We start from the raw sequence: 23473 nt of genomic DNA, 5'->3' as shown, positions 1-23473 counted from the left end.
AGAAGGTGCTGGAGCCGCCGTATCTGGATGCGGTAACCGTTCCGGTCAGTCTGGGCGGGGAGACGGCACCGGGCGAGCAGACGGGGGAGATCCAGGCAGAATGCGTCGATATGAACCTGAAGAACGGCAGCACTCTGCTGGCGGGGGAAGTGTTCCCGCTGTTATCCCATACGAACTGCAAACAGGGGCGGATCGTGGCAGCTGCCTTTTCGATGGATGCGATCAGCGATTTGTGTCTGACCAATCCATCCTCATTTGAAAAGCTGTATACGCTGGTGCTGGGAAGTGATACCGTGGACGAGCTGGCACAGGAGGATTACTACGGTTATTCGGGCTCGTATTTCAGCGTACAGGGGCTGGTCAACACCGGCAATGCGGGGCGGCTTCCGAAGGTTGCGGCATATACGGTGATCGTGGTGGTCTATCTGCTTTTGATCGGTCCGGGCATCTATTTCTACTTAAAAAAGCGCGGGATTTACCGGTATTATCTGCCGGCGGTGACCCTGGGGGCGTTTTTGTTTACCGGCATTATTTATGCGCTGGGCGTAAAGACACGCTTCCGGGAGCCGTTTGTGACGTATGCGTCGATTCTGGATACCTCGGGAGAAGAGGCGGAAGAAGCCACTTATATGAACATCCGAAGCCCTTATAACAAGCCGTATTCGGTGAGCTTAAAGCCGGGCTATGAGGTGCGTCCGATGACGCGCAGTTACTATTACGATGCGGTTTCGGCGGTGCGCTTTACCGGTGAGGAAGAGTATCATACAAACTTTGTTTATCAGCCGGAACGGGTCGAAATTAAAATGCGGGATACGGTCGCATTTTCACCGAATCTGTTTACCCTGCGTCGTGAGCTGGAGAAAACGGACGCGATGGGCGTTCAGGGAAATATTTCCTATTTTGACGGCGTGGTGTCGGGAACGGTAAAAAACTGTTTTGAGGAACCGCTGGAGAATGCGGCTCTGCTCATCAATGGGAAAGCGGTGCTGCTGGGAAGATTAGAGCCTGGGCAGACGGTTTCTCTGGATGGAAAGGAGAGCTGTGATTATCCGGTCAGCTATTCGTATGCGGCAGCACAGATGGTGACCGGGGCGGATCAGTATGAGAAAGCGGAGATTGAGGATCCGGACTATTTAAAGGCGCAGGAGCGGACGAGACTTTTGAGCTTTTATCTGGATTCCGGCGCGGGGCGCAATCCGTCTGAGGCGTGCCTGGTGGCATTTTCAACCCGGAAGCTCCAGGGAGAGGAAGATTTTCTGGCGGATGCGAGGACACTTCGGGAAGGATTTTGCATGGTGACCGAGTCAATCCCGCTGAACCGTGAAAAAGACGGAAAACTTTACCGTTCGGCACTTGAGGAAGATCCAACGGTGCTCGCCGGAAATTATGAGGCGGCGTACAACACAATGTATAGCGGGGAAACAGCGGAGGCTGCGACGGTCGAATATTCGCTGGGAAGTGACCTTGTCATTGAAAAGCTTACGTTTGAGACTCTATCACCGCGATTTTCGGAAAATCCGCTCTATCCGTATATGTCATCCTTCTCCGGAAGCATGTATTTCTATAACTATGAGACCGGGCGCAATGACCGGATCGAGCTGAAATCAGAGTATTCGGCGGAGGAGCTTTCGCCGTACCTGTCTCCGTCGAACACATTGACCGTCAAATATGTGCCGGAACAGACGGGAGAGTATGGCTGGGAAAGCCAGCTTCCAAGAATCTATGTCGTAGGGAGGAGAGAGTGATGCTGACGATTAAAAACCTCAGAAAACGATATGGCAATTTTCAAGCGCTGGATGGGCTGAATCTGGAGGTCGCGGACGGGGAACTCTTTGGATTCGTGGGTCCCAATGGGGCAGGCAAGACGACGACGCTCAAGATTCTTGCGGGACTCCTCGTTCCCGATGAGGGCGAGGTGGAGATCGGCGGACTGGATGTTTACTCAGACGGAAAAGAACTCCGGCGGCGGATCGGCTATGTGCCGGATTTCTTCGGAGTATATGATAACCTGAAAGTATCGGAATATATGGAATTTTTTGCATCCTGCTACGGAATTACGGGGCTGCAGGCGCGGACGCGCTGCCATACGCTTCTGGAACAGGTGCGGCTGGAAGATAAAGAGGACTTTTTCGTGGACGGGCTTTCGAGAGGTATGAAGCAGCGCCTCTGTCTGGCGCGGGCGCTCATCCACGATCCGGATCTTCTGATCCTGGATGAACCGGCTTCCGGGCTGGATCCGCGCACCCGGGTGGAGTATACGGCGATTCTGAAAGAACTGCGCGATCAGGGAAAAACGCTGCTCGTCAGCTCACATATTTTATCGGAATTGTCAGAGCTTTGTACCTCGATCGGCATCATTGAGCAGGGAAGAACGGTTCTGCAGGGCAGCATGGATCAGATTTTTGAGCGGATCAACTCGTCCAATCCGCTTCTGATCTCAATTTTCAGCCAGAAAGAAAAGGCGCTTGCGATCCTGAAAAGCCATCCTTGCGTGCAGACGATCGCGGTGCAGGGGGATGAGATCAAGCTGGGCTTTTTGGGGGATCGGCAGGATGAGGCGCTGCTTTTGCAGCAGCTTATCGATGCGGATGTGATGGTCAGCAGCTTTATGCGCGAGAAGGGAAGCCTGGAATCACTGTTTATGCAGATCACAGGACATGAAGAAGAGAGGGCGGTGCTGAAACATGAGATGGAATCCGGTATTTAGGAGGGAAATGACAGTCGGAAGCCGCAGCATCCGCATGATGGCGATTCTGTTTGTTTTTAACAGTATTCTGGCGGCGGTGGCGCTGTTTAATATGTATTCGGTGGCGGAACAGGTCAGGACGACGGCGGAGATCCAGTATTCGCAGTTTCTGGATCTCTACACGTTCGTCTCCTCGATCGAATTTATCATGCTGCTTTTCATCATGCCGGCGCTGACTGCCAGCAGTATCAGCGGCGAGCGGGAACGCCAGACGCTGGAACTGATGCTGACGACCACGATGGAGCCGCGTGACATGGTGCTTGGAAAACTGGCGTCCTCGCTGGTGACGATGCTGGTGCTGGCGGTCTCGGCGCTTCCGGTACAGGCGCTCGTATTTGTCTACGGGGGCGTTACGCTGCAGGACATTGGGATGCTGTTCCTGTGCCACGGCGTTGTGGCAATTTTAACGGGCAGTATCGGGATCTTTTATTCATCGGTGCTGCGCCGCTCGACGGTATCGACCGTCTGCTCCTATGTGACGGTGGTGGCGCTGACGGCGGGAACGATGGCAGTCAATCTGTTTGCATACCGGATGGCGCTCCGGGCGGCAAATTCGTATGCATCTAATCTCAATGCATCGGAAATGGCAAGTTCCGGCATTTTACGCTATCTCTTTCTTTTCAATCCGGCTGTCTCGTTTTATAATGTAATTAACGGACAGGCGGGAAGCGGTGACATGAGAAAATGGTTCGAGCCGCTGTTCGGCGTATTTCCAGACAATGCGATCACAGCACACTGGACGGCGTGCAGCCTGATTTTGCAGTGTATGCTGGCGATGGTGCTGATCGCGGCAGCAGTCTGGGCGATCACGCCGGGAAAATGGAATCGGCATGGGAAAAATAAAGGGAAGGATAACCGATAGATAGAAAAAGCAGAAAAACAGAGAGACTATGAATTTGGACAAGGAGGCAGAGAGTATGGGAATTATCAGAGCAGCGGCACACGCGGTCGGCGGCGGGCTGGCAGATCAGTGGCTGGAAGTGATTGAACCGGAAAATATGGGGGAACAGACCGTATTTTCAGCGGGTGTGCAGACACGCCGCGGGGAGAACCGGAAGAGAACGCCGGAAACGGTGTCCAATGGTTCTGTGATCCATGTGTACCCGAATCAGTTTATGATGCTGGTGGACGGCGGTAAGGTCGTTGATTATACAGCGGAAGAGGGCTATTATACAGTGCAGAATTCATCCCTGCCGTCCCTGTTTAACGGACAGTTCGGCGATGCGCTGAAAGAATCCTTCAACCGTGTGCGCTATGGCGGACAGACGCCGTATGCACAGAAGGTCTACTATATTAATCTCCAGGAGATCAAGGGAATCAAGTTCGGCACACGGACGCCGATCAACTATTTTGATTTATTCTACAATTCCGAGCTGTTTCTGCGCGCGCATGGAACTTATTCCATCAAGATCACGGATCCACTGAAATTTTATGCGGAGGCTATTCCGAAAAATCAGGATCAGGTGGAGATTGATTCCATCAATGAGCAGTATTTAGCGGAGTTCCTGGAAGCGCTGCAGACCTCGATCAACCAGATGTCGGCGGATGGCGTGCGGATTTCCTTTGTAGCCTCCAAAGGCAGGGAACTGGGACGCTATATGGCGGAGACGCTGGATGAAGAGTGGAACCGTCTGCGTGGCATGGAGATCCAGTCAGTCGGTATCGCCAGCATTTCCTATGATGAAGAATCGCAGAAACTCATCAATATGCGGAATCAGGGCGCGATGCTCGGCGACCCGTCGGTGCGCGAGGGGTATGTACAGGGCGCGATGGCACGCGGCTTTGAGGCAGCCGGTTCCAACGGAAGCGGTGCGATGGCAGGCTTTATGGGAATGGGCGCCGGCATGAACTTCGGCGGCGGATTTATGGGCGCCGCATCTTTATGGGCGCCGCATCGGCGTCCAACCTGCAGCAGATGCAGATGCAGCAGGCGGCGCGGCAGGGATATGCGGCACCGCAGGGCGGCTATGCGCCGGGACAGGCGAATGGAGCGCCGCAGGGTGGTTATGCACAGCAGCCGGGACAGATGAGTGCGGCACCACAGGGCGGCTATGCACAACCGGCAGGACAGAATGCACCGCCGCAGGGCATGCACCGCCGCAGGGCAGTGCGGCAGCTCCGGCGGAATCCTGGATTTGTGAGTGCGGCAATGTCAACCACGGAAAGTTCTGCTCCGAGTGCGGCAAGCCAAGACCAGCCGGTCCGTGGACCTGCAGCTGCGGAACGGTCAATACAGGTAAGTTTTGTTCCGAATGCGGAAAACCGAGGTCATAGGGCGTATGGAGATACAATCATATAAGTGTCCAAACTGCGGCGGCGGGCTGGTGTTTGATCCGAAGACGCAGAAATTTAAATGTGAATACTGCCTCTCAGCGTTTACGGAAGAGACGTTGAAAGAGATGGAAGAGGCAGCCAGAAAGTCAGAGGAAGCTTCGAATCCGGGTGGAATGCCGGAAGCGGAAAAGATAGAGAGCCAGAAGCAGGCGGAGTCTAAGATGGTTCTCTATACCTGCCCGAGCTGCGGCGCGGAGATTGTGGCACAGGAGACGACAGCGTCCACGTACTGCTGTTACTGCCACAATCCGGTGGTTCTTTCGGGAAGTCTGGACGGTAAATACCGCCCGGACGGTCTGATTCCGTTTGAGATCGACAAGAAAAAGGCAAAAGAAATCTTTAAAAACTGGATTCAGAAGAAAAAATATGTGCCGGATGATTTCTACTCGCCGCGTCAGATGGAGTATCTGGAAGGAATTTATTATCCATATTGGATGTATAGCTGTCAGGTATCCGGTGAGATGCAGGCGGAGGCGCTGCGGAAACGCGTGACGGTGGCGGGGGAGATCGAGTATATCGAGACGAGCCGTTACCATCTGGAGAAAAAGGCGGAGCTTCCCATCAAGGATGTGGCGCGCAACGCGTTAAAGCAGGCGGACCGCAGCCTTGCCGAGACCGTGCTTCCGTTTGATATGAAGAAGCTGCGCCCGTTTCAGGCAGGCTATTTTCTGGGATTTAGGGCGGAGCGGCGCGACCGAGAAAAGGAAGAATTTGCACAGGAGATTGAGCAGGAGATCAAGCAGTATACGAGAGAATCTCTGCAAAATAGCGTCTCCGGCTACGATCATGTGGATATCCGGAACCACCGGGAGACCATCACGGGGGAAAAATGGAACTATGCCATGCTTCCAGTGTGGATGATGACTTACCCGGATCCGAAGAGCGGTCAGATGTACTATTTTGCGATGAATGGGGAAAATGGAAAGGTCTGCGGCGTCCTGCCGGTTGATTCGAAAAAACTGGTGCGCCTGTTTTTGACGATTTTCATTCCTGTGTTTGTACTTTTGCTGCTGGGAGGATACCTGATATGATAGAGAATCAAAATGCGGGAGTCACACAGAAAAAGAAGAAATATGGACGGCTGAAAGGTTTTATATGCTTCTTTGTTGCAGCATTTATTTCATTTTCACAGGTCAGCCCTATATGGGCGGCGGAAGGCACGCGCGTCTTCGATGAGGCGGGACTGTTCAGCGCGGAAGAAGTGCAGGAGCTGGAGACACGGATCGATGAGGTGCGTGATTCACAGGATGCCGATCTGGCGGTACTGACAGTCGAGGACGCACAGGGAGAATCGGCGGAAAGCTATGCCGATGATTTTTACGACAGCCACGGACTGGGCGTCGGGGACGATGCGAGTGGTATTCTGCTTTCGATCGATATGGACAACCGGGAGATATACGTTTCTACCACCGGGTATGCGATGAAAGTGCTGACGGATGCGCGGGTAGAGAAGGTGCTGGATGCGGCATATGACAGCGTGGCGGATGGAAACTATGCGGAAGGCGCGCTGGGGGCGATCGACAGCATCGAAAATTATTTGGAGATGGGCGTTCCGGTGGGACAGTATACGCAGGTGCGCGAGGAGAAAAAACATTCCCTGGAATGGTATGAGGCGCTGTTTGCGGCGGTCGCGGCTGCAATCGTGGCGGCACTCCCGTGCTTTTCGGTGATGCGCCAGTATAAGATGCAGAAAGAACACCGCCAGTCGCTGGGTTTCCATATGGCATACCGGGCGGACAGTGCGCTGCATTTTGTCCAAAATGAGGAGCAGTTTGTAAACCGGTCGGTAGTGACCAGATGGATTCCGAAAAATCCGGGTCCGGGCGCTTCGGGCGGTTCGGCCGGAAGGACGACCATACATCAGGGCAGCAGCGGAAGGATGCACGGCGGCGGAGGCAGAAAGTTTTAATTGATACAATTTCGTGTGGAAGGCGGATGAATGATATATGACAATCCTGATGACAGGCTTATGTGAGAAAGGTGCAGACCAGATCTGGAAACAGTGTAACGATGCGATGTACGCCCAGGGAGTTACCTGGCTGGAAGAGGCGGCGTATGCGGGCGATGCGGAAGCATGGTTCTTTTTAGGACACTGTTACAGCTGGGGGGACGGGGCTGTCGGGTTCAATGAGAAAAAAGCGTATGAATGTTACCTGCGGGGGGCTTCGGCGGGAAGTGCCCGGGCAGTGTTAGGAGCGCTGCGCGCCGGTCAGTATGACGAACAGATGAAGCAGTCGGCACGTTATTCCATCGAGGAAAGTTACCGTCAGGTGCGGGATGCCGCTGAGATGGGCGATGTCTATGCCGCGTGGCAGATGGGCGAGGCAGTTGAGTGGGAAGATCTGGCCGATTATATGCCGCAGACTGAGAGCGCCCGTGAGCAGTGTCTCTTCTGGTACGAACGGGCGGCGGACGGCGGCATTATCCCGGCGATGGTTAAGATGGGAAAATGCTGCCAGAATGGTACATACCGGGAAAAAGATGAAAAAGAGGCACTTCGCTGGGCGAACCAGTGCGCCGCCAGCGGGGAGGTCTGGGGACTCTTCCAGATGGGGGAACATTACCGCCAGGAAGAAGACTGGGAAGCTGCATTCCAATATGACTATGCGGCGGCAAAGCAGGGGTCTTCCCGCGCCATGCTGTATCTGGGGCAGATGTATTTAAACGGACAGGGCACAGAGCGCGATATCCAGGCGGCCGTCCAGGCGCTGGAAGGAGCCGCGGCGCGGAACGAGGCGGAGAGCTTTGAAGAACTTGGAAATCTGTTTTATCAGGATGAGCTGGTGGAGCGCGATGATGAAAAAGCGTTTTACTGGTATGGAAAAGCATATGCGGCAGGCATCAAAGAGGCGGCGCTTCCGTTAGCCCGCCTGTATCTGCGCCCGTCCGATGAGCAGGACACTGTCCGGGCAGAAAAACTTCTGCGGGAGGCAGCTGGGATCGAGACGGACGGACAGGCAAGTCTGGCGCTTGGAAATATCTATCGGGATGGTCTGAACGGCGAGATTGATATGAAGCAGGCAGTTTCCTGGTACGAAAAAGGCGCTTCGCAGGGAAATCCAGAGTGCATGGAGATTCTTGGATGCCTGTATTTCCAGGGCGAAGAGGGAGTAGACCGCGATTATGCAAAAGCATTTGAGTGGCTGAACCGGTGCGAAGAAGCTGGAAGTCTGCAGTCTGCATCCAAGTTAGGCTATCTCTATATGAAGGGAGAAGGCTGCACCGCCGATGAAAATAAGGCGAAGGAGCTTTTTGAGCGGGCGGCACAGACGGAATGTGACGGATATGCACTCTATGAGCTTGGATTTATCTACGAACGGAAAAATGAATCCCCGGAAGATCTCGAGCGGGCGGCACAGTGCTACCAGAAGGCGATCGAGATGGGAAATGAGAGTGCTTCACGGCGGTTTTCCCATTTTAAGAAGGGATTGTTTGGGCGCTGGAAGATCACGTATTAAGGGGGAATTTTTCTTGCGCTGTGCCATAAAGTATGATAGAATTTTTAACTAAAGTAAGCAGGGGGTCCCGTAACTTTGCGGGAGAACTGCAAAACCACACAGAACACTTACATGGCAGAAAGTTTGACTCCGGCATCCTTTGCAAAGATGGGGACGACGGGGAAAGATAAAAAGAGAGGATGAAAATCATGGCAATCAATTACAGCAGTACCCGTGGCGGTGAAAACAACGTAACGGCTTCGATGGCGATCTTAAAGGGACTGGCAGCAGACGGCGGCCTGTTCATGCCGGATCATATCCCGGCGTTAGATTGCAGCCTGGAAGAATTATCCCATAAAACATATCAGGAAGTAGCTTATGCAGTTATGAAGCAGTTCCTGACTGATTTCACGGAGGAAGAGCTGAAAACCTGTATCGAGCGCGCTTACGACAGTAAGTTTGATACGGAAGAGATGGCGCCGCTTGTCAAAGCAGACGGAGCATATTATCTGGAGCTGTTCCACGGAAGCACGATTGCCTTCAAGGATATGGCGCTCTCGATCCTGCCGCATCTGATGACCGTATCGGCGAAGAAGAACCATGCGGAGAACACGATTGTGATCCTGACCGCAACCTCCGGCGATACCGGAAAGGCAGCGATGGCTGGTTTTGCAGACGTTGAGGGAACCAGAATTATCGTATTTTATCCGAAGGACGGCGTCAGCCGTGTGCAGGAGCTGCAGATGCTGACCCAGAAGGGCGCGAACACAAGCGTTGTCGGTATTTCCGGAAACTTTGATGATGCACAGAGCGGTGTCAAGAAAATCTTTGGTGACAAAGAATTTGCCAAAGAATTAGCAGGCAGAGGCTATCAGCTCTCTTCCGCAAACTCCATCAACATCGGTCGTCTCGTACCACAGGTTGTATACTATGTATATGCGTATGCAAAACTGCTTGAAAACGGCGAGATCGAGAACGGTGAGAAGATCAATGTAACCGTTCCGACCGGAAACTTCGGCAATATTTTAGCTGCTTATTTTGCAAAACAGATGGGTGTGCCGATCGACAAACTGATCTGCGCGTCCAATGACAATAAAGTTCTGTACGACTTCTTTAAGACAGGCGTATATGACAAGAACCGTCCATTCATCCTGACCTCTTCCCCGTCGATGGATATTCTGATTTCCAGCAACCTGGAACGTCTGATTTATCTCTCCACCGGCTGCGATGCGGAGGAGACCAAGAAACGCATGGAAGAGCTTTCGAAAGATGGCAAATATTCGGTTACCGGTGAGATGCGTGCGCGCATGGCAGATTTTGTCGGCGGTTATGCCGATCAGGCGGCAAATGCAGCCGAGATCAAGCGTCTCTACGATGAGACCGGTTATATGATCGATACGCATACCGGCGTTGCATCCTGCGTATACCATAACTATGTGAAGGAGACAGGCGATACCAAGAAGACAGTTATCGCATCGACGGCAAGCCCATATAAATTCTCCCGCAGCGTCATGGAGGCAATCTTCGGCAGCGAAGAAGGCAAGGGCGAGTTCGAGCTTATCGACGAGATGGAGAAAGCATCCGGCGTGAAGATCCCGCAGGCGATCGAGGAGATCCGCAAGGCAGAGATCCGTCACAACCGCCAGTGCAAGCCGGAGGAGATGGAGAAGACCGTTTCGGAGATTTTACAGTAAAAGTTACAAAATATTAAAATAATTGCCTGTTATTTTTTTGACAGGCTAGGCAAATACTGAATTATGGTATATAATAGACTCTGGTTAGATCAAAAAGAGACAACGAGGAGGTTTGTATATGTTAGTTAGTGCGAAGGAAATGCTTCAGAAGGCAAGAGATGGCAAATATGCGGTTGGTCAGTTCAACATCAACAATCTTGAATGGACCAAAGCAATTTTACTGACGGCACAGGAGCAGAACTCACCGGTTATCTTAGGTGTTTCAGAGGGCGCAGGCAAGTATATGACTGGCTTTAAGACAGTATCTGCGATGGTAAAAGCGATGATCGAAGAGCTGAACATCACGGTTCCGGTTGCGCTGCATCTGGATCACGGCACCTACGAGGGCTGCTATAAATGTATCGATGCTGGATTTTCTTCCATCATGTTTGACGGCTCCCATTATCCGATCGCCGAGAACGTAGAGAAAACCAAAGAATTAGTCAAAGTCTGCGCGGAGAAAGGTATTTCCCTGGAGGCTGAGGTTGGTTCCATCGGCGGCGAGGAAGACGGCGTGATCGGTATGGGCGAATGTGCAGATCCGAACGAGTGCAAGGCGATTGCAGACCTCGGAGTTGATATGCTGGCAGCAGGTATCGGCAATATCCACGGCAAATATCCGGCAAACTGGCCAGGCTTAAGCTTTGAGACGCTGGCAGCCGTAAAAGAAAAAGTAGGCGATATGCCGCTGGTTCTTCACGGTGGTACCGGTATTCCGGAAGATATGATTAAGAAAGCCATTTCTTTAGGTGTAGCGAAGATTAATGTAAATACTGAGTGCCAGCTGGCATTTGCAGAGGCAACCCGCCAGTATATCGAGGCTGGTAAGGATCAGCAGGGCAAAGGATTTGACCCGCGTAAACTTCTTGCACCTGGTTTTGAGGCGATCAAAGAGACGGTTAAGACAAAGATGGAACTGTTCGGTTCTATCGGAAAAGCCTGATGAATAAGTAAGGTTCATGACCGGACTGCAGGGATGTACATTTCGCAACGCGGATATACATACCGGCGGTCCGGTCTGTTTTCATATTAATGTGAGGGATTGAATGAGCGAGATTATCAATGTACCGGAAATTTTCGGAAAAAATGTGTTTAATGACAAGGCGATGCAGGAACGCCTTCCGAAAAGTGTTTACAAAAAACTGAAGAAAACCATTGAAGACGGAGCTGAGCTGGATCCGTCCATCGCAGATGTTGTCGCACACGCGATGAAAGACTGGGCGATCGAGCGCGGTGCGACGCATTATTCCCATTGGTTCCAGCCGCTGACCGGCATTACGGCAGAAAAACATGATGCGTTTATCTCCGTACCGGATTCCAACGGACGCGTTATCATGGAGTTTTCCGGTAAAGAGCTGATTAAGGGCGAGCCGGATGCATCCTCGTTTCCGTCGGGCGGACTTCGTTCCACCTTTGAGGCACGCGGCTATACAACCTGGGATTGTACTTCCCCGGCATTTCTGCGGGAAGATACGCTGGGCGTGACACTCTACATACCGACTGCATTCTGTTCGTACCGCGGCGAAGCACTGGATAAGAAGACACCGCTGCTGCGTTCCATGCAGGCAATCAACGAGCAGGCACTCCGGATTCTCCGCCTGTTTGGAAATACGACTTCCCACCGGGTGATTCCGTATGTGGGACCGGAGCAGGAGTATTTTCTGGTTGATAAGAACAAATATTTACAGAGAAAAGACCTGATCTACACCGGTCGTACCCTGTTTGGCGCGATGCCGCCGAAAGGGCAGGAGATGGATGATCACTATTTTGGAAGCATCCGTCCGAGAGTCGGTGCATTCATGAAAGAGTTAAATGAGACACTGTGGCGTCTGGGTGTCAGTGCAAAGACACAGCACAACGAAGTTGCACCAGCACAGCATGAATTAGCACCAACCTATTGTCAGGTCAATCTGGCAGTCGATCACAACCAGATGGTCATGGAGGCGATGAAGCGTGTCGCAGGACATCACGGTCTGACCTGTCTGCTGCATGAGAAACCATTTGACGGAATCAATGGTTCTGGTAAGCACAACAACTGGTCCCTGACGAGCGACGACGGCATCAACATGATGAATCCGGGCGAGACGCCGCACGAAAATGTACAGTTCCTTCTGGTTCTGGCGTGCATCATGAAAGCAGTTGACAGACACGCGGATCTGCTGCGCGAGTCCACCGCGATTCCGGGCAATGATCATCGTCTGGGTGCGGCAGAGGCGCCGCCAGCGATCATCTCTATTTTCCTGGGCGAGCAGCTGGAGGATGTTATCGACCAGTTGTGCAGCACGGGCGAAGCCGCACATTCTAAGCAGGGCGAGGTACTTCAGACGGGAGTAGCGACACTTCCGGATTTCGTCAAGGATGCAACCGACCGCAACCGTACTTCACCGTTTGCGTTTACCGGTAATAAATTCGAGTTCCGTATGGTTGGTTCTTCGGATTCTGTTTCATCCCCGAACGTCGTGCTCAACACGATCGTGGCAGAGGCGTTTAAAGAGGCTGCGGACGAATTGGAAAACAGCGATGATTTTGACAGCGCAGTCCATGATATGATCAAGCGCCTGTTTGCAGAGCACCGCCGTATCATTTTCAGCGGAAATGGTTATTCGGAGGAATGGGTTAAAGAGGCAGAGCGCCGTGGGCTCCCGAACCTGAAAGCAGGTATCGATTCTGTCGAGGCAATCCGGACAGAGAAAGCGATCAAGCTCTTTGAAGAATTTGGCGTGTACACCCGGACCGAGCTGGAATCCCGCGCCGAGATTGAGTATGAGGCATATTCCAAGACCGTCAACATCGAGGCAAAGACGATGATCGACATGGCGAGCAAGCAGATCATCCCGGCGGTTGTCAAATATACGACCCAGCTTGCTTCCTCCCTGACAGCCGTACGGACTGCCTGTGAGGAAGCCGATGTCAGTGTCCAGAAAGAACTGCTTTTAGAGACCTCTGATAAACTCTCAGAGATGAAGGTGGCATTGGCGGCACTCAAAGATATCCTGGCAAAGGCATCTGCGATCAAGGATAACAAAGAAAAAGCATTTGCCTATCTGCATGAGGTATGCCCGGCGATGGTAGCTCTCCGTAAACCGGCAGACGAGCTGGAAATGCTGGTAGATAAAGAGTTATGGCCGTTCCCGAGTTATGGGGATTTGGTGTTTGAGGTGTAGGCAGCTTTTAGAAGGTATGATTTTAATTAAAAAGATTTTGACCATCGATATAGGCTATGAATCGTTGGTCAAAATCTTTTTTTAACAACACTTATATATTTTGCAAATACGGTTTATTTCCGTCCAGGACCCTGCGTCTGTCCCTCCTGAATCGTATCGCCCTGATTGGAGGTAAATCCGTTAATCCGTTTATCGGACGAATTTGACGAAGAGCCTGACGAGCTGGAGCTTGATGTCGTCGGTGCGGTGTAAGTCGTGCCGTTGCTGTAGATGCGGCTTGGTACATTGCCGGTATCGCTGGTGGAACTGCTGCTTGTCTGGTTTTTCGAAGAGCCTGACGAACTGGAAGTCCCGCCCGGCGTGGAAGTGGAGCTGCTGTAGCCGCTTCCAGGAATCGGAACGGTTGTGCCCGACGAAGAACCATTTGACGAGCTGGAGCTGTTGGAACTTCCCGGTGCAGTAAAACTGGTCGAAGGATCGGAACTATTCGAATTGTTGGTGTTACCTGAACTGGAAGTTCCTGAATTGGAAGTGTTCGAAGCCGTTCCGCTTGGCCCCGAAGTGCTGCTTGAAGAAGAACTGCCAGACGAAGTCCCTGTTCCCTGTGAAGCACTTGGGTCAAAATAGCTGTCGCTCATGCCGGAGAGACTGGACGGTGGATTCTGGCACGCACCGCTCTTAGCAAAGGTGTATTTCACCGAATCAATCGTCAGGGTTGTGTTCGAAGCCATCTTACCGTTCTCATCCAGATAATAGTAGGTGCCGGATACCTTAATCCAGCCTTTCTGGCGGTGTCCGTACTCATTGAAATAGTACCAGGTGCCGTCGATCTGCTTCCAGCCGCGGCTCATATTGCCGTCTGTCTTGTCCATGTAGTAGGTGTTTCCGTTGCTGTCATTGAGCCAGCCGGTCAGCATCTTGCCCTCATGGAGATAGTAGTATTCATTTTTGATGAGCTGCCAACCGGTCAGCAGTTTTCCATTTTCGTCGAGATAATACCAGGTGCTGTTTACCTTCTGCCAGCCAGTCCGCATCGCCCCGTCCGTGCCGAAATAGTACCAGGTGCCGTTGTCCATCTTCTGCCAGTTGGTAAACATCCGTCCATCCTCACCCAGGTAATACCAGACCGTATCAAGCTGGAGCCAGCCCTTCTGCATCACACCGTACTGGTTAAAATAGTACCAGTAGTTGTTGATTTTCTGCCATTTGGTCATCATCTCGCCGCTCTGGTTGAAATAATACCAAGAGGAAGTGGATGAATCCTGACGCCAACCGGTCACCATCTTGCCGGTCGAATCATCCATATAATAATATTTCTCTCCGATATGTACCCATCCGGTATGCTTCTGACCGTCGTCGGTCATGTAGTACCAGTAGTTTCCGTCCTTCAGCCATCCGGCCGCACGGCTCTGGGAAGAAGGAAGCAGCCCCATGGCACCGATCAGGCAGGCAAGCCCAAGCAGTTTTGCATATCTTTTCCGCATCGCGTATCCCCCTTGCAATGTGATTTATCGTTATCTATGATTACAGTAGAAATTAATATCAAAGATGTTGGGGTCAAAAGGCATTTTGACCCCTCTGATACCAGATTGCTCCGCACTATATGCTCCCGCAATCTTCAAAAACATTCGTAATTCGCTCATTTTTCTTTGAAAAATGGCTACTTACTCATGTTTTTGGCGGGTCCCAAGGTCAAAAATTCTCCTGCAAGCAAGCTTGCGTCGAACTTCTGACCTTTTGACTCTGGTATCATATCAAATTACTTTATAAGTATAACATAGAAAAATGTAAAATACCTAACGGAAATATTACAATTTTAACAAGCCCTCGGAAACAATTTTTCGATAATAATTTTTCGCATACCGATACATCACGATCGTGTAATCGCCAAATTCGCGCCCTTCCATACTCTTGAAGACCGCCCAGAGCGCCCACAGGAAACCGCCGAGCGCCGCATAGGCATACGTGACAAAGCGTTCCTCGTCTGATGGGGCGTGCTGGAGGTATTCTTCCAGAAGGTGGTCAAGCTCTTTCTGTGAATAATATGAATAAATACTGCACATCGCAATATCAATGAGCGGATCGCACATGCCCGCATACTCCCAGTCGATCAGACGCAGGGAGCCGTCCGGCAGAAACAGGAAATTGTCCGCAACCGAGTCAATATGGGAGAGGCAGCAAGGACGTTCCAGTGTATCCAGCCGATCCATCAGTTCATTCATCCGGGCGCGGACCGCCGGGTAGTCCTCGAATAGCATTTCCTCATGTCCGCGGCAGATCCTCTCATAAAAATCAATCCGTTCCCGGATGCGGAACGTGTGCGGAACCGTCACGCCGGAATGATGCAGCTTCCGCAGCATCTCCATGCAGGCGGCCATCTCCTGCGGGTTCTTTGCATCCGCATTCCGAGCGCCCTCATAATACTGGGCGATCTTGTAGCCGGTTTTTCCGTCAAAATACAAAATATGTTCGGTAATGCCAAGCGGTGTGACTGCCTTGTAAACAGCCTCCTCCTCTTTCCGGTTAATCAGAAATTCTGTTCCCGGACCCGGAATGCGGCAGATATAATGTTTTCTATCCAGTTCAAACAGGAACGACTGGTTTGTCATACCAGATTTGAGACAGCGGATGTTGTGTATCGCTTCCTCTTTTACATTGAAAACGTGTGCGACCAGCTGCATGGCGGCATTGTCCGAATGATTCTGATATTTCGGATCAAACAGGCGCAGTTCTTCCAGGTTTTCAAACTCATAGACCTGATCCGCCGGCTGGCAGTTCATCGAAAAATCCAGTTCTTTGATATGATCGACGACAACCTGTTCCCAGTACCATTGTTCTGTGCCAGGCTGATGATAGGCTTCCTCAATGAGCGGAATGAGCTGGTTGGAAAAATCACGCGAGAGGAACGCAGGTCCATACATGACCCAGGAATCATGCCCACCGACCTGCACCGATGTGATACGCCCCTTTTTATTAGAAGAAAGACACCACTCTGACGTTTCACCTTCCATGTAAACAGAAGAGTACCACGCGCCGCACTCATACTTATGGTACATATTATTTCGAATCCAGTTGTCCGAGACAAGCAGATACATATTGCGACCGCGGAACAGCTCGCGGGCATGGTAGATCGTAGCCAGATTATTTTTGGTGGCGTACTCCGGGTTATAGAGGAGTTTGACCTGATATTTGTCGATCAGATATTCAAACTTTTCCTTTAAATAACCGACGATAATTGTGATATCCGTGATCCCCGCTTCATGGAGCTGCTTGATCTGGCGCTCAATCATCCGCTCGCCAAACACTTCCAGAAGCCCCTTCGGCGTCTCAAACGTCAGCGGCACAAACCGGGAGCCAAACCCGGCGGCGGTAATGACGGCGCCATCCACTTTAAATTGTTCCAGATACTTAAGCCCCTGTTCGGTCAGCAGATATTTCCCCGTATCCATATCCGTCATGAGAAATGCCTCCTCCAGGCAGTCCCCAAGTAATTTATTCACAGTCCCCAGGGAAAGATTCAAAATCGAAGCAAGCTCCCGCTGGGTCACATCCGGATTCTCATAGAAACTCCGGCAGACCAGTCCATAGCGATCCATATAAAACCTCCTGAATTATCAAAGTCTTTTTAATTTTACTCCTATGTATATTCACGTATTTCTTCATCATTATGGATGGATAAGAGTGAAAATAGGTTCTGACTGTTGTGTGTTCAAAAATCAAAAATAAGAGTGATATATGAACATTATAGCATAAATACAGAGAAAGTAAACGGAAAAAGTAATGCTGTGGGAGGAAAAGAATAAAGGCTTGATAAGGTAGTCTGAGGAAAATAAGAAACGTAAAAAATACTGAAAATAAGGGCATTTTGACGGTCAAAACAGGATTGTACAAATATAAATACAATTACGAAACTATAAAGAATTTTCGTAAAAAATCCGTAAGAAAATGCACAGATAAATGTTATGGTATTTTGGAATAACGTGTATTATAATGTGGGTGTATCGGAGAAAGGCAGTACTTCACAGGGAAGAGAAAGATAGGAAATACAGGCAATATTCCACTTCAAAATAAAAAGTTGGAAATTCTGTAAAAAAACTATTGATAATTTTCCATATCCGAAGTATAATGACCTGGTAATGCAGTTAGGATTTCGAGAAAAATATTTCAAAAAGTAAAAGGAGAGTGCATTAATTATGAGAAAGCAGACTAAATTAGTTGCAGTACTTTCTGCAGCAGCTTTACTCGCTATGGGTGCTTCCATGACTTCTTTCGCAGCTGGTTGGGAGAAAGATGACGCTGGTGTTTGGCATTATTATGATAGCGACGATGAGATGGTAACAGGCGAGTGGAAGAAGGACGGCGGTAAGTGGTTCTATCTTGACGAAGACGGCGATATGCTGACAGACGCTTGGGTAGATGATGACTACTATGTAGATGAGTCTGGTGCTATGCTGACAAATGCTTGGAAATATACTGTATCTGATGAAGATCAGGATGAGCCGGACGAGGATGGCGAGCGTTGGTTCTACTTCAACAACAAAGGTAAAAAAGTTGTAAGCGATACCAAGAAAATCAATGGTAAAACTTATTTATTCGATAGCGATGGTAAGATGCAGTTCGGCTGGCAGTATGACAGCGTAAACGACGACATGTACTACTATGGCGATGAGAATGACGGTGCTAGAGTTGAGTCTCAGTGGCTGTGGCTGGAGAAATCCGGTAACTTAAGCGACGAAGATATCGATGATGGACAGAACAAAGGTCAGTGTGATGATAGCACCTCTGATCCGTGTGATGACGAAGGTTGGTACTGGTTCCAGTCTTCTGGTAAAGCATATCATGGCACAGGCAAGAAGAAAATCAACGGCAGATTCTATATGTTCAACGAGCATGGTCAGATGCTGTATGAGTGGATCGACAACAAGAAAGTATCTGTAGCTTCTAATTCTAAACTTGATGCTGCTCGTACCGATGGCACTGTAGCAACTGCTGGCGAGATGCTGTACTACAACGAAGTTGAAGATGGTTCCAGGGGCAATGGTTGGGTTCAGCGCGATGGTTCTGAGGCTATGAAGACTGACAATGATACCGACTGGTACTACATCGATGATGGTGATATGTATCACGCTAATACAACTGATGCAGCTGGAACAACCGATGATGGTGATCCAGTTTATGTAATGAGAAAGAAAGTTAAAGTAAGCGGTAACAAGTATTTCGCATTCAACGAAAAAGGTCAGATGCAGGATGGTCTGCAGTTCATCGCTAAAGACAAGGGATTCTTCTACTTTGATGAGAACGGCTACCAGAAGACTGGTAAAGTTGCTTCTGTAGAGTGCGAAGATGATGATTACACCTTCTACTTCACAACCAAGAATGGCAAGAACGGTATTGGTTATACAGGTGAAAAAGATGGTACTCTGTACTTCAATGGTAAGAGACTGGAAGCTGATGATGACTACAAGTTATATGTAGTTGATGAAAAAGTTTACCTTGTAAATACAAAGGGTAAGATCCAGAAAGCATCTACTGCTAAGAAATATGATGATATTGTGAACGCTGCTTACGTTGGAAAAGAAATTTATGTAAAGACCAACAAGAAGGGTGTTGTTGAATCTGTTGATGGTGTAGGTTATACTACTTTAGTTAATACCGTTAAAGCTGATATTGCTAAATCTGGTTTTGTAGGTGCTCAGGATTACGATAATCAGGTAGCAGTTCCGTTCATCGCACTGTATGACGGTGTTTATACATACGATAAGAACTTAGCTGAAGGCTGGAATAAATAATTGATATTAATTTGAGTTCTAATTTATTAATATCCTATTAATTCAATGATAAAGAGTCCTCTGGGAAGAAATTCCCAGGGGACCTTTTTTCTATCTTTTCAATCTCTTTCTCCACCTTGTTTCCCCCATCCTTTCATGATATGATAATAAAAACAGCCTGATTTTTCGAAAGGAGCGATGATTCTATGACGAATCTAAATATTCCGGTTGGCGTCTCGGATTTTTCTCAGATACGTAAAAATGGATATTACTATGTCGATAAAACGAGACTCATTTCGGAATTATTAAAGAAAAGCACAGCAAACGTCACGCTGATTACTCGCCCCAGACGATTTGGAAAGACGCTGGCTATGAGTATGCTGGAACATTTTTTCGATATTCGACATGATAACCATTCGTTATTTCAAGATTTGGAAATCAGTCATGAATCATCTATTTGTCAAACATGGATGAATCAGCGTCCGACTCTTTTTATTACATTTAAGGATGTAGATGGGACTACATTTGACAGTGCTTTTGATATGCTGAAATTTGTCATATCCCAGATATGCATCGAATACTCTTATTTGGAGCAAGGTGATACCGTCAGCGATGCATATAAAGAGATTTTTAAACGACTAAAAAATCAGACTGCATCTGCAACAGATATAAAGGGTTCTATCCTGATTTTGATGAAAATGATGCAGGCTTATTATGGGAAGACAGTTATTCTTTTGTTCGATGAATACGATGTTCCCGTTGCAAAAGCAAGCAACAATGGGTATTATCAGGAAATGCTGGAAATCATGAAAGCAATGATGAGTACCTCATTAAAAGATAATTCCAGCCTCTGCTTTGCGGTTGTGACAGGATGCTTGAAAATTGCTAAAGAAAGTATCTTCACTGGAACCAATAATTTTGTTTCGGATACCATTACAGCTTCTCGATTAAATGAATATTTTGGCTTTACACAAAACGATGTAAATCAGATTTTAAAGGAATCCAATACTACCGAATATTCGGATGAAATCAAAGTCTGGTATGACGGTTATCATTTCGGATGCTTTGATGTATATTGCCCGTGGGATGTGATGAATTATCTTCGGGATCTTCAGCATAATCCTTCCATGAAGCCTGAGAGTTATTGGAAGAATACAAGCGATAATGCAATTATTCGCTCTTTCATTGATTATGCAGGAAGCAGTATCACAATGAAATTAGAAAAATTGCTGTCCGGCGGATATATTTTCCAAAAGATTGAAGAAAATTTAACCTATGATTATCTTCATTCTTCCGAGGATAACTTATGGAGTATTTTATATTTAACCGGTTATCTGACGCGCGTTCGAGAGACGGATATTCAAGAAACTATACCAGATGGAACAACCGCATTGATGATTCCGAATAGGGAAATCAAGGATATTTTTGAGTCAACAATTATAAAATGGTTTAACGAATCAACGAAGCGTTGGAACCGCACAGAATTATTTCATGCGGTATGGGATGGAAACAGCGACAGGATAACGGATGAAATGAATAAACTTTTAAGAAAAACCATCAGTTATCATGATTACCGGGAAGACTTTTACCATGCATTTCTGGCAGGTATTTTTACTGGTGCCGGTTATGTGGTAGAGTCGAATAAAGAGCATGGAGAAGGTCGAAGTGATGTGATTGTCTACGACTCTGAAAATGGACAATTGGCCCTTTTTGAAGTGAAATATTCCAGCACGCTTGACCAGATGAAACAATCCTGCAAAAAAGCACTTGCACAGATCGATGAAAAGATGTATGCAAAAGAATTTGAGGATTCCTATGATAAAATTTTGTGTTATGGAATTGCTTTTTTTAAGAAGCGTTGCCTGGTGTATTTGAAAAATTAAAGTAATAATAAGGCTCCGCCTCTAAAAGAAGATTCTCTTGAAGAGACGGAGTCCTCTTATATCAAGCTATCAGCTTAATGATTCAGATACGAATTGGATGTCAAATCACAGCGGCCGCAAAAAGAGGATTTCTCAATCAACATCTCTTTTTACTGCCGCCGTGACAAATAACTTGCTTTTCATTTTTTAAATTCTAAAATTTTACATTCATGTTTTCGCGTCTTTAAATCATAATTGATTCCAACCAGCAGCATATTTCCTGAATAATCTTCCAGATTCTGGAAATATTGTTTTTTTAATATCTGCTGAATTGCGCCTTCGGCCGATTTGTTCCATTTTAGTTCGACAATCAAAGCCGGCTTATCCAGAAATCCTTTTCGCGGTAAATAAACTATATCTGCAAATCCAGATCCCGATGGAAATTCACGATAAACCTGATAAAAGTTTCTGGCAGCGTAGAGTGCCAGTGATACAGTATAACTCAGTGCATTTTCATCATTATACTGTAAATGGGATGTTTCAAAATGAGCCTGTTCCATATAAGCAGCTACTTTTTCTTCGTCTTTTTTCCAGATAGCATTAAGTAAATCAGCTGAGTTTTTCAATGCTTTCGAGACTTCTCCCCAATGGGAAACCGAAACCGCATTTACAAACTCTCCACGGATTTCATTATTAGGAATAAAAACTGATTTATGGCTGAAATCGTATCCCAGATAGCCCAGATGAATCAGCAAAGTCAGGACATCATCCTCGCCGTGAAATGTCGTCATATCATTGCTGAAACTGCCTGTATTGACCGGTACCATTTCTCCAGCCATCATGCTGAGAACGTCGTCTTTCAGCCCATCAAAATTCATGTCAATATATCCGCGCAGTGCCTCAAATGTTTCGGTCTGGTTCCAATAAGAATCGCAGATACCAGAAGTCATAGCAGCCACAACCGAACGCGGACTGTAAATAGAAGAGGCTTTTTCAAAGCGATATCCATCATACCATTCTTTGATTTCTGCCAAATCCATTTGATAATCTGAGCAGAGGCAGCGCACCTCATTTTCTGTGAAACCGACATATTGCGCCAGAACACCTGGATTTGCCATCGAGAATTCATCAAACATATTGAGCGCAGAATGGGTACCGTATTTTTTTATTGGCAATATTCCTGTCATATATGCCAGATGTATATGTGCCTTATCCTTTAGAAAATCACGAAGAAAATCCAGATATCGTTCCTGAGCCGCTTTATCTTCTGCGTATTCCCTAAAAATACAATCCCATTCATCAATGATTATAATAAATGGCTCATTTGTTTCAGCATAAATTTCCTTCATATTTTCCGTCAGATCTAATTCATCATAAAAATCAATCGTTGGATATTCACGGCGAATTTCTCTCATGAGTGAACGCCGGATCCGCTGAATCAATTCTTCGACATTAGAGCTTCGACTTAAAAATTCCTGGATATTTAAAAATATAGTTGTGTAAGTGTTTAAATATTTTTTATAATCTTTTGAACAGCTGATTTTTCGGTCTTTAAATAAAGTATCAGACTGACATCCCTTACTATAATAAGCAGCCAGCATATTGGCTGTAATGGATTTTCCAAATCTCCTTGGGCGGCTGACGCAGATATTTTTCTGGTTTGTTGCCAGCACATTGTTGGTATAAGAAATCAGCTCTGTTTTATCTACATAGATCTGAGAATGCACCGCTTCTGAAAAAGCTGCGTTTCCGGGATTTAAATATATACCCATATAGCTCCCTCTCTTTTTAATAAAACTGCACGTTTATCACACATCATGATAATTTGTTGTTTTTATTATCATATCATGAAAGAATCAGTGAAACAAGACTTGGAAGATATGCTTAAACTCAAAATGATAGTACTGCAGAGAGTTTTGCATATTCTATTCTTTAACTGACAGAGGGCAAATGCAGTCATACAGACAGACTTCCTTTACATTGCGACCACATAAAAAACTCCGCCACCTCGAAACACTTCGAGGTATCGGAGCTCTTTTTACTAAAAAAGAAGCGGCATTCCAGGAAATATCCTGAAATACCGCTTCTCAATTATCCTAAGTCAAATGACTAATCGAATAAAATTCAGATTAATTATTTGTTTAATCCTAACCAACCTTCAACGGCTTTACCATTTGTAGAAACTTCTGTATAGGTGTAAACATCATCATCGTACAGCTGGATGAACGGTACAGATACGATTGCATCATCTGTAACTTTTGCATCGCCGAACTGAGCTTCAGCGATCGCTTTCAGATCATCCGCAGTATATTTCTTAGTGCTGGTTTCAACGGACTGAACTTTTTTGCCGCTAATCTCAACCTTTACATCATCCTCAGCGATACCCTTGTTCTCAATATCGTACTTCTTGGAAGATTTCTGGATCTTAC

The 23473-nt window shown here is 47.9% G+C and carries 16 protein-coding genes and 1 pseudogene; 13 read left to right on the top strand and 4 right to left on the bottom strand.

From position 1 onward, the window contains the following. The 11 genes from QVO97_RS10580 to QVO97_RS10535 all read left to right on the top strand — a co-directional run. Nucleotides 1-1745, top strand: a 1745-nt coding sequence (locus QVO97_RS10580) for a hypothetical protein (protein ID WP_288189650.1), incomplete at its 5' end; no start/stop codon positions are given. Then, on the top strand, nt 1745-2707 hold the full coding sequence (locus QVO97_RS10575) for an ABC transporter ATP-binding protein (RefSeq protein ID WP_022360292.1): 963 nt from the start codon (nt 1745-1747) through the stop codon (nt 2705-2707). The genes QVO97_RS10580 and QVO97_RS10575, both read left to right, overlap by 1 nt. Before the next feature lie 7 nt (nt 2708-2714). Then, nucleotides 2715-3608, top strand: a complete 894-nt coding sequence (locus QVO97_RS10570) for an ABC transporter permease (protein ID WP_022360291.1) — start codon at nt 2715-2717, stop codon at nt 3606-3608. A gap of 55 nt (nt 3609-3663) precedes the next feature. Next, nucleotides 3664-4776 (top strand): SPFH domain-containing protein, encoded by a 1113-nt coding sequence (locus QVO97_RS10565; RefSeq protein ID WP_022360290.1) that lies wholly within the window; start codon nt 3664-3666, stop codon nt 4774-4776. After that, on the top strand, nt 4773-5045 hold the full coding sequence (locus QVO97_RS12810) for a hypothetical protein (RefSeq protein ID WP_369678417.1): 273 nt from the start codon (nt 4773-4775) through the stop codon (nt 5043-5045). Before QVO97_RS10565 ends, QVO97_RS12810 begins: the two co-directional genes overlap by 4 nt. Next, nucleotides 5026-6111 (top strand): hypothetical protein, encoded by a 1086-nt coding sequence (locus QVO97_RS10560; protein WP_022360289.1) that lies wholly within the window; start codon nt 5026-5028, stop codon nt 6109-6111. The genes QVO97_RS12810 and QVO97_RS10560 overlap by 20 nt, the downstream gene beginning before the upstream one ends. Next, entirely contained in the window at nt 6108-6989 is an 882-nt protein-coding gene (locus QVO97_RS10555; RefSeq protein ID WP_022360288.1) for a TPM domain-containing protein, read from the top strand. Before QVO97_RS10560 ends, QVO97_RS10555 begins: the two co-directional genes overlap by 4 nt. Before the next feature lie 37 nt (nt 6990-7026). Beyond that, the gene (locus QVO97_RS10550) at nt 7027-8538 is read left to right on the top strand and encodes a tetratricopeptide repeat protein (RefSeq protein WP_022360287.1); all 1512 of its coding nucleotides are present in this window, start codon (nt 7027-7029) and stop codon (nt 8536-8538) included. A 188-nt stretch (nt 8539-8726) separates the two neighbouring features. Next, a complete protein-coding gene (gene thrC, locus QVO97_RS10545) occupies nt 8727-10211 on the top strand; it encodes a threonine synthase (protein ID WP_022360286.1) in 1485 nt (494 codons plus the stop codon). A 118-nt stretch (nt 10212-10329) separates the two neighbouring features. Beyond that, nucleotides 10330-11193: a class II fructose-1,6-bisphosphate aldolase gene (fba, locus tag QVO97_RS10540; protein WP_022360285.1), complete on the top strand. Its 864-nt coding sequence runs from the start codon at nt 10330-10332 to the stop codon at nt 11191-11193. A gap of 103 nt (nt 11194-11296) precedes the next feature. Then, nucleotides 11297-13414: a glutamine synthetase III family protein gene (locus tag QVO97_RS10535; RefSeq protein ID WP_022360284.1), complete on the top strand. Its 2118-nt coding sequence runs from the start codon at nt 11297-11299 to the stop codon at nt 13412-13414. Nucleotides 13415-13527: 113 nt separating this feature from the next. Here the strand turns inward: QVO97_RS10535 and QVO97_RS10530 are convergent, their stop codons facing one another. Further along, nucleotides 13528-14898, bottom strand: a complete 1371-nt coding sequence (locus tag QVO97_RS10530) for an N-acetylmuramoyl-L-alanine amidase family protein (protein WP_022360283.1) — start codon at nt 14896-14898, stop codon at nt 13528-13530. A 324-nt stretch (nt 14899-15222) separates the two neighbouring features. Then, entirely contained in the window at nt 15223-17010 is a 1788-nt protein-coding gene (locus QVO97_RS10525) for a phosphotransferase (RefSeq protein ID WP_022360282.1), read from the bottom strand. Between the two features lie 597 nt (nt 17011-17607). Between QVO97_RS10525 and QVO97_RS10520 the strand changes: the two genes are divergently transcribed. Together QVO97_RS10520 and QVO97_RS10515 are read left to right on the top strand one after the other, a co-directional pair. Beyond that, nucleotides 17608-19203 carry a cell wall-binding repeat protein gene (locus QVO97_RS10520; protein WP_022360281.1) on the top strand — a complete coding sequence of 532 codons (1596 nt, stop codon included), beginning with the start codon at nt 17608-17610 and terminating at the stop codon, nt 19201-19203. A 185-nt stretch (nt 19204-19388) separates the two neighbouring features. Then, entirely contained in the window at nt 19389-21065 is a 1677-nt protein-coding gene (locus tag QVO97_RS10515; protein WP_022360280.1) for an AAA family ATPase, read from the top strand. A gap of 179 nt (nt 21066-21244) precedes the next feature. Here the strand turns inward: QVO97_RS10515 and QVO97_RS10510 are convergent, their stop codons facing one another. Beyond that, nucleotides 21245-22816 carry an AAA family ATPase gene (locus QVO97_RS10510; RefSeq protein ID WP_022360279.1) on the bottom strand — a complete coding sequence of 524 codons (1572 nt, stop codon included), beginning with the start codon at nt 22814-22816 and terminating at the stop codon, nt 21245-21247. Between the two features lie 361 nt (nt 22817-23177). Beyond that, nucleotides 23178-23473 (bottom strand): annotated as a pseudogene (locus QVO97_RS10505) (glucan-binding protein); the annotation flags it as partial.

The organism is Clostridium sp. CAG:43, from assembly GCF_000434655.1.
Lineage (GTDB): Bacteria > Bacillota > Clostridia > Lachnospirales > Lachnospiraceae > Otoolea > Otoolea fessa.
This window is presented reverse-complemented; position numbering and strand designations above follow the sequence as displayed.

Excerpts from the sequence above, each read along its gene's own strand:
- thrC (WP_022360286.1), top strand. The coding sequence starts at position 8,727 with ATGGCAATCAATTACAGCAGTACCCGTGGCGGTGAAAACAACGTAACG.
- QVO97_RS10565 (WP_022360290.1), top strand. The coding sequence starts at position 3,664 with ATGGGAATTATCAGAGCAGCGGCACACGCGGTCGGCGGCGGGCTGGCA.
- QVO97_RS10570 (WP_022360291.1), top strand. The coding sequence starts at position 2,715 with ATGACAGTCGGAAGCCGCAGCATCCGCATGATGGCGATTCTGTTTGTT.
- QVO97_RS10555 (WP_022360288.1), top strand. The coding sequence starts at position 6,108 with ATGATAGAGAATCAAAATGCGGGAGTCACACAGAAAAAGAAGAAATAT.
- QVO97_RS12810 (WP_369678417.1), top strand. The coding sequence starts at position 4,773 with ATGAGTGCGGCACCACAGGGCGGCTATGCACAACCGGCAGGACAGAAT.
- QVO97_RS10575 (WP_022360292.1), top strand. The coding sequence starts at position 1,745 with ATGCTGACGATTAAAAACCTCAGAAAACGATATGGCAATTTTCAAGCG.
- QVO97_RS10510 (WP_022360279.1), bottom strand. The coding sequence starts at position 22,816 with ATGGGTATATATTTAAATCCCGGAAACGCAGCTTTTTCAGAAGCGGTG.
- QVO97_RS10550 (WP_022360287.1), top strand. The coding sequence starts at position 7,027 with ATGACAATCCTGATGACAGGCTTATGTGAGAAAGGTGCAGACCAGATC.
- QVO97_RS10535 (WP_022360284.1), top strand. The coding sequence starts at position 11,297 with ATGAGCGAGATTATCAATGTACCGGAAATTTTCGGAAAAAATGTGTTT.
- QVO97_RS10530 (WP_022360283.1), bottom strand. The coding sequence starts at position 14,898 with ATGCGGAAAAGATATGCAAAACTGCTTGGGCTTGCCTGCCTGATCGGT.
- QVO97_RS10515 (WP_022360280.1), top strand. The coding sequence starts at position 19,389 with ATGACGAATCTAAATATTCCGGTTGGCGTCTCGGATTTTTCTCAGATA.
- fba (WP_022360285.1), top strand. The coding sequence starts at position 10,330 with ATGTTAGTTAGTGCGAAGGAAATGCTTCAGAAGGCAAGAGATGGCAAA.
- QVO97_RS10560 (WP_022360289.1), top strand. The coding sequence starts at position 5,026 with ATGGAGATACAATCATATAAGTGTCCAAACTGCGGCGGCGGGCTGGTG.
- QVO97_RS10520 (WP_022360281.1), top strand. The coding sequence starts at position 17,608 with ATGAGAAAGCAGACTAAATTAGTTGCAGTACTTTCTGCAGCAGCTTTA.
- QVO97_RS10525 (WP_022360282.1), bottom strand. The coding sequence starts at position 17,010 with ATGGATCGCTATGGACTGGTCTGCCGGAGTTTCTATGAGAATCCGGAT.